Source organism: Phenylobacterium sp., assembly GCF_036263695.1.
Taxonomy (GTDB): Bacteria; Pseudomonadota; Alphaproteobacteria; order Caulobacterales; family Caulobacteraceae; genus Phenylobacterium.
Genome location: NZ_DATAGM010000285.1, coordinates 1 through 6,531, shown reverse-complemented (window position 1 = coordinate 6,531; position 6,531 = coordinate 1). Strand labels below are relative to the sequence as shown.

Below are 6,531 nucleotides of genomic sequence, written 5' to 3'. Positions count from 1 at the left end.
CGGCGCCTTCGCAGAGGGCCGCGCCCTGGCGGATCAGGTCGTTGGTCCCCTTGGCGCGCGGATCGAGGGGGGAGCCGGGGACGGCCAGCACCTCGCGGCCCTGCTCGGCGGCCAGCCGGGCGGTGATCAGGGAGCCGGAGCGCAGTTCGGCCTCGACCACCACGACAGCGCGGGAGAGGCCGGAGATGATGCGGTTGCGGCGAGGGAAGTCGCGGGCCTGGGCGGTGTAGCCGGGCGGGCTCTCGGAGACGACGCAGCCGGTTTCGGCGATGGCCTCGTAGAGCTTGCGGTGCTCAGGCGGGTAGACATCGTCGATCCCGCCGCCGAGGACGGCGACCGTGCCGGTGGGCAGGGCGCCTTCGTGCGCCGCGCCGTCGATGCCGCGGGCCAGGCCCGATACCACCACGTGACCGGCGTCGCCGAGTTCGGCGGCAAGACCGCGGGCGAAGCGCTGGCCGGCGGCGGACGCCACCCGCGCGCCCACCACCGCGACGGCCGAGCGGCCCAGCAGTTCAGCCCGACCGAGCGTCCAGATCAGCGGCGGGGGCGGGTCGAGGGCGGCGAGCGCCTGCGGAAAGCCATCCTCGTCGGCGCAGATCAGCCGCGCCCCGAGCACCTCGCCCGCTTCGAGCTCGGCCTCGGCGTCGGTCGGCGAGGGAATCCGCATGGCGCCGTTCCTGCCGACGCGACGGGTCAGTTCCGGCAGCGCTTCGACGGCGGCGCGGGCGCTGCCGAACCTGTTCAGCAGCTCCTGGAAAGTGACCGGGCCGACGCCGTCGGTGCGGGCCAGGCGGAGCCAGGCCAGCCGCTCGGCGCCCGAGCCCATCAGCCCTGCGCCTTCTTCGCCCCGATCCGGGGCTCCTGGCCTTTGACCAGGCGGCGGATGTTGTCGATGTGGCGGTAGTAGATCAGCACGGCCATGAAGCCGGCCAGCACCGCCAGCGCCGCCGGCCGACCGGTGAACCAGACGTAGGCCGGCGCCAGCAGGGCCGCCACCAGCGCGGCCAGCGAGGAGATGCGGACCAGGAAGGCGACCAGCAGCCAGGTCGCGCCCGCCAGCAGGCCGGCAGGCCACGCCGCCGCCAGCAGGATGCCGAAGAAGGTCGCCACCCCCCGGCCGCCCTTGAAGCCCAGCCAGACCGGGAAGATGTGGCCCAGGAACGCCGCGGCGCCGGCCAGCGCGGTGGCCTCGGCCTGAGTGAGCGGGTCGGCCATGCGGGTGAACCACCAGGCGAGGCCGACCGCCAGGGCGCCCTTGCCGGCGTCGCCCAGCAGGGTGATCAGCGCCAGGTCCCGGCGGCCGGTGCGCAGGACGTTGGTCGCCCCGATGTTTCCCGAGCCGATCTGGCGCACGTCGCCGATTCCGGCCATCCGCGTGGCGATCACCCCGAACGGAATCGAGCCCAGCAGGTAGCCGCCGATCAGCGCCACAGCGATCTGGACCGCGCTCAACATCCCGAACATGTCGCCTCCCCAGGCTCTTGCCGCCCGCCAGTGATGGCCGCGCGGCGCCGCCTTGTCGAGCCGCTAGAGGCTGGCCCCATCGAACGGCTTCACCGTCAGCGCGCCCGGATCCACGCCCTCCAGGCAGCGGGCGTTGACCGCCACCGTGCCCGGCCCCTCGACGAACGGCGAGACGCCGCATGTGGTGCAGAAGCGGTGGCGAAGCGCGTGCTTGTTGAAGGTGAACTCGCCGAGCTCGGCCGGGCGCCGGATCATCCGCACCTGCGCCTCCGGCACGAACCAGTGCAGATATCCCTTCGGCTTGCAGACCGAGCAGTTGCAGTCGATCACCTCGCCGATCTCCCCCTCCACCTCGAAGGCGACCGCCCCGCACTTGCATCCGCCTCTGTAGAGCACGGCTGTGTTCTCCCGTTTCGTCTGGAGGCAGATTACCCCAGGTGACTCACCAGCACAAACCATGAACAACTGCTACCCCGCGAAGCGGCGGGAGGTGGGAGGGTCAGCCCCGCCGGTACACCGCGCGCCCGTCCACCCAGGTGGTGATCACCTGGCCTTGTAGGCGGCGGCCGTCGAAGGGGGTGTTCTTGGACTTGGAGGTGAGCTTGTCGGAGTCGATGACGACGGGGGCGTTGAGGTCCACCAGCACCAGGTCGGCGGGGGCGCCCTTGGCGATGCGGCCGGCGGGCAGGCCGAGCAGGTCGGCGGGGCGGCAGGTGACGGTGCGCAGCAGGTCGAGGAGGGGCAGGCCGCCGTCGTGGTGCAGGGCCAGCAGGGCGGGCAGCAGCACCTCTAGCCCGACGGCGCCGGGGGCGGCCTCGTCGTAGGGCAGGCGCTTGTCCTCGGCCGGGGCGGGGGCGTGCGCTGAGACGACGATGTCGATGAGGCCGGAGGCGAGGGCTTCGATCACCGCCTGGCGGTCGTCCTCGGAGCGCAGCGGCGGGTCCAGCTTGCAGAAGGTGCGGTAGTCGCCGATGTCGATCTCGTTGAACGACAGGTGATTGATCGAGGTGGTGGCCGTGACCGGGAGGCCCCGCGCCTTGCCGCGCGCCAGCGCTTCGAGCCCGGCGGCGGTGGTCACCTGGTCGACCAGCAGCCGCGCGCCGGTGAGCTCGACCAGGGCCAGGTCCCGCTCCAGCATGATCTTCTCGGCGGCCGGCGGGACCGATGGCAAGCCCATGCGGCCCGCGAACTCGCCCTCGGTGGCGGCCGCGCCGGCCGAGAGCCAGGGGTCATTGGGGCGGTGGGCGACCAGGACGTCGAAGCTCTTGGCGTAGGCCAGCACCCGCCGGAACACCTTGGAGTCGACGATCGGCCGGTCGGCGTCGGTGACGTATACGCAGCCGGCCTCGCGCATCAGGCCGATCTCGGCCATCCGTTCCCCGCGGGCGCCCTTGGTGGCTGCGCCGGCCGGATAGACGTGCACCAGCTCGATGTCGCGGGCCCGGCGCAGGATGAAGTCGACTACGGAGGCTTCGTCGATCACCGGGTTGGTGTCGGGCTGGACGACGACGGTGGTCACGCCTCCGGCCGCGGCGGCCCGGGCGGCGGACTTCAGCGTCTCCTTGGTCTCGGCGCCCGGCTCGCCGGTCTTCACGCGCAGATCGACCAGGCCAGGGATCAGCAGCTGGCCGCCGGCGTCGATCACCTCGACGTCGGGCGAGAGAGCCCCGAGGTCGCGGCCCTGGGCCACGTCGGCGACGACGCCCTGGGTGACGATCACCGCGCCGGGGCCGTCCCAGCCGCTGGCCGGGTCGATCAGGCGCAGGTTGGTGAGGGCGAAGGGCCGCTCGCTCATCGGTCATTGTCCAGGCGGGCGGAGAGGGCGGTCAGCACGGCCATCCGGGCGGCGACGCCCATCTCGACCTGGTCCTGGATCAGGCTGACCGAGAGGTCGTCGGCCACCTCGGAATCGATCTCGACGCCGCGGTTCATGGGCCCTGGGTGCATCACCCGCACGGTCGGCGCTGCGTGGGCCAGCTTCTCGCGGTCTAGGCCGAAGAAGCGGAAGTATTCGCGCTGGGACGGCGCCAGCACCCCGTCCATCCGCTCAAGCTGCAGGCGCAGCATCATCACCACGTCGCAGCCGGCGATGCCGGTCTTCAGGTCGTGGAAGACGTCGACGCCCCAGCGGTCGGCGGAGGCGGGCATCAGGGTCGGCGGGCCGACGAGGCGCACGTTGGCCCCCAGCATCTGCAGCAGGGCGACGTTGGAGCGGGCCACGCGGCTGTGCAGCACGTCCCCGCAGATCGCGACCTTGAGGCCGGCGATGCGGCCGAAGGCGCGGCGCATTGAGAGGGCGTCGAGCAGCGCCTGGGTCGGGTGCTCGTGCTGGCCGTCGCCGGCGTTGATGACCGAGCAGGTGACCTTCTGCGACAGCAGCGAGGCCGCGCCGGAGGAGGCGTGGCGGATCACCAGCAGGTCCGGCTGCATGGCGTTCAGCGTCACCGCCGTGTCGATCAGCGTCTCGCCCTTGGAGATCGACGAGGCCCTGGGGCTCATGTTGACCACATCGGCCCCCAGGCGCTTGCCGGCCAGTTCGAAGGAGCTCTGGGTCCGTGTCGAGTTCTCGAAGAACAGGTTCATCAGCGTCCGACCTTTGAGCAGGTCGAGCTTCTTCGAGGTCTGGCGGTTGAGCGCCACGAACCCGTCGGCGAGGTCGAGGAGGGACGTCACCTCCACCTCGTTCAGGTCCAGAACGGAAAGGAAATGGCGCTTGGGGAAGGGGAAGGTCCGCCCCAGGACCGCGTTCAGGCCGGCGTCCAGCGCTGTCATCGAGGCCGGGTCATAGGGGAGGCCGGGCCTCGCCACAACCCATCCCGCTCATCCCGACGCAAGTCGGGATTCAGGCGGCGTCGCCGCGAGCCGGACGTCAGGATGGATCCCGGCTTCCGCCGGGATGAGCGGAAGAGTGGGACCTCAGCCGCTCGAGCGCCCCCTGGAGGATGTAGGCCGCCGCCATCTTGTCGACGAGCTCGGCCCGGCGGGCGCGGGTGGTGTCGGCCTCCGAGATCAGCATGCGGTTGATGGCCATGGTGCTCATTCGCTCGTCCCAGAAGGCGATGGGGACATCCTTGAGGCGGAGCAGGTTGCGGGCGAACGCTCTCGCGCTCTGCACGCGGGGGCCTTCGGTGCCGTCCATGTTCAGCGGCAGGCCGATGACGATCCCCTCCGCGCCGCGGCTTTCCATCAGCTGGACGAGGCGCGCGACGTCGTCGCTGAACTTGGTCTTTCGGATCAGCTCCAGCGGGCTGGCGACGGTGCGCGAGACGTCCGAGACCGCGACGCCGATGGTCTTCTCGCCCAGGTCCAGCCCGACCAGCGGCGCGCGGGGGCCGATGGACTGCGGCAGTTCGGTGAGCTCGAGGACGGGCATGGGCCTCATCTACCCGTCATCCCGGCCGCAGCGAAGCGAAGAGCCGGGACCCAGCGCCTCGCCGGTGACGGTGGGTCCCGGATCGGCCTGACGGCGGTCCGGGATGACGTGGCTTGTCAAAGGGCGGGGCGCGCCCTAACCCGTCGCGCGACGTATGCAAGGAGGCCCCCGATGGCCATCGACGCGGCGACCGTGAAGAAGGTCGCCAGGCTGGCGCGGATCGCCGAGCCGGAGGACAAGCTGGAGCCGCTCGCCAGGGAGCTGACCGGCATCCTGAACTGGATCGAGCAGCTGAACGAGGTGGACACGACCGGCGTCGAGCCGATGACCTCGGCCGAGGCCGTCGCCCTGCCGATGCGCGAGGACGTGGTCACCGAGGGCGGCGACCCGGCCAAGGTGCTGGCCAATGCGCCCAAGTCCGTGCGCGGGTTCTTCGTGGTGCCGAAGGTGGTGGAATGAGCGAGCTCACCGGGCTCACCCTGAAGGACGCCCTCGACGGGCTGGCCTCGAAGCGCTTCTCGTCGGAGGAGCTGACCCGCGCCCACGTGGAGGCCGTCGAGGCCGCCCGGGCGCTGAACGCCTATGTGCTGGAGACTCCGGACCGCGCGATCGAGATGGCCAAGGCTTCGGACGCCCGCCGGGCGAGCGGCCAGGCCGGAGCGCTGGAAGGCGCGCCGCTGGGCATCAAGGACCTGTTCTGCACCGAGGGCGTGCGCTCCACCGCCTGCTCGAAGATCCTCGGGAACTTCACCCCGACCTACGAGAGCACCGTCACCTCGAACCTGTGGCGCGACGGCGCGGTGATGCTGGGCAAGCTCAACATGGACGAGTTCGCCATGGGCTCGTCCAACGAGACCAGCGCATTCGGGCCGGTGGTGAACCCGTGGCGCACCCAGGGCGGCAACGCCCAGCTGACCCCGGGCGGCTCGTCCGGCGGCTCGGCCTCGGCCGTGGCCGCTGAGCTTTGCCTCGGCGCGACGGCCACCGACACCGGCGGGTCGATCCGCCAGCCGGCGGCGTTCACCGGCACTGTGGGCATCAAGCCGACCTACGGCCGCTGCTCGCGCTGGGGCGTGGTCGCCTTCGCCTCCTCCCTGGACCAGGCTGGGCCGATCGCCCGCACGGTCGAGGACGCGGCGATCCTCCTGAAGTCCATGGCCGGGCACGACCCCAAGGACTCCACCAGCCTGCCGGTGGAGACGCCCGACTTCCCCGCCTTCTGCGGCAAGTCGGTGAAGGGGCTGCGGGTCGGCATCCCCAAGGAATATCGGGTCGACGGCATGCCAGCCGAGATCGAGGCGCTCTGGCAGCAGGGCATCGCCTGGCTGAAGGAGGCCGGCTGCGAGATCGTCGAGGTCTCGCTGCCGCACACCAAATACGCCCTGCCGGCCTACTACATCGTGGCCCCGGCCGAGGCCTCGTCGAACCTCGCCCGCTACGACGGCATGCGCTACGGCCTGCGGATCGACGGGAGCAACCTCACGGAGACCTACGAGAAGACCCGGGCCGAGGGCTTCGGGGCGGAGGTCAAGCGGCGGATCCTGATCGGCACCTATGTGCTGAGCGCCGGCTACTACGACGCCTACTACCTGAAGGCCCAGAAGGTGCGCCGGAAGATCGCCGACGACTTCGACCACGCGTTCGAGAAGGTGGACGCGCTGCTGACCCCAACTGCGCCCAGCGCCGCCTTCGCG

At 71.2% G+C, this 6,531-nt stretch carries 8 protein-coding genes; 2 read left to right on the top strand and 6 right to left on the bottom strand.

Translation table 11 applies throughout. The features are described from left to right. From dprA to ruvX, 6 genes are all read right to left on the bottom strand, one after another. The coding region (dprA, locus tag VHK87_RS11510) for a DNA-processing protein DprA (protein WP_329635038.1) at positions 1-826 on the bottom strand (826 nt) is incomplete at its 3' end. Then, positions 826-1,464, bottom strand: a complete 639-nt coding sequence (gene plsY / locus VHK87_RS11505; protein ID WP_329635037.1) for a glycerol-3-phosphate 1-O-acyltransferase PlsY — start codon at positions 1,462-1,464, stop codon at positions 826-828. The genes plsY and dprA, both read right to left, overlap by 1 nt. Positions 1,465-1,527: 63 nt before the next feature. Next, positions 1,528-1,860 (bottom strand): GFA family protein, encoded by a 333-nt coding sequence (locus VHK87_RS11500; RefSeq protein WP_329635036.1) that lies wholly within the window; start codon positions 1,858-1,860, stop codon positions 1,528-1,530. 103 nt (positions 1,861-1,963) lie between these two features. Further along, positions 1,964-3,259: a dihydroorotase gene (gene pyrC / locus VHK87_RS11495; protein ID WP_329635035.1), complete on the bottom strand. Its 1,296-nt coding sequence runs from the start codon at positions 3,257-3,259 to the stop codon at positions 1,964-1,966. Further along, positions 3,256-4,236: an aspartate carbamoyltransferase catalytic subunit gene (locus VHK87_RS11490; protein ID WP_329635034.1), complete on the bottom strand. Its 981-nt coding sequence runs from the start codon at positions 4,234-4,236 to the stop codon at positions 3,256-3,258. Before VHK87_RS11490 ends, pyrC begins: the two co-directional genes overlap by 4 nt. A 97-nt stretch (positions 4,237-4,333) precedes the next feature. Further along, entirely contained in the window at positions 4,334-4,837 is a 504-nt protein-coding gene (gene ruvX, locus VHK87_RS11485; protein ID WP_329635033.1) for a Holliday junction resolvase RuvX, read from the bottom strand. Positions 4,838-5,008: 171 nt separating this feature from the next. Here ruvX and gatC point away from each other — a divergent pair, with 171 nt between their 5' ends. Further along, positions 5,009-5,296, top strand: a complete 288-nt coding sequence (gene gatC / locus VHK87_RS11480) for an Asp-tRNA(Asn)/Glu-tRNA(Gln) amidotransferase subunit GatC (protein WP_329635032.1) — start codon at positions 5,009-5,011, stop codon at positions 5,294-5,296. Further along, positions 5,293-6,531: amidase (locus VHK87_RS11475; protein ID WP_329635031.1), on the top strand; the 1,239-nt coding region annotated here is incomplete at its 3' end. The genes gatC and VHK87_RS11475, both read left to right, overlap by 4 nt.

Bases quoted from the DNA above. Each gene is read 5' to 3' on its own strand.
- plsY (WP_329635037.1), bottom strand. From the start codon at position 1,464: ATGTTCGGGATGTTGAGCGCGGTCCAGATCGCTGTGGCGCTGATCGGC.
- pyrC (WP_329635035.1), bottom strand. From the start codon at position 3,259: ATGAGCGAGCGGCCCTTCGCCCTCACCAACCTGCGCCTGATCGACCCG.
- VHK87_RS11490 (WP_329635034.1), bottom strand. From the start codon at position 4,236: ATGACAGCGCTGGACGCCGGCCTGAACGCGGTCCTGGGGCGGACCTTC.
- ruvX (WP_329635033.1), bottom strand. From the start codon at position 4,837: ATGCCCGTCCTCGAGCTCACCGAACTGCCGCAGTCCATCGGCCCCCGC.
- gatC (WP_329635032.1), top strand. From the start codon at position 5,009: ATGGCCATCGACGCGGCGACCGTGAAGAAGGTCGCCAGGCTGGCGCGG.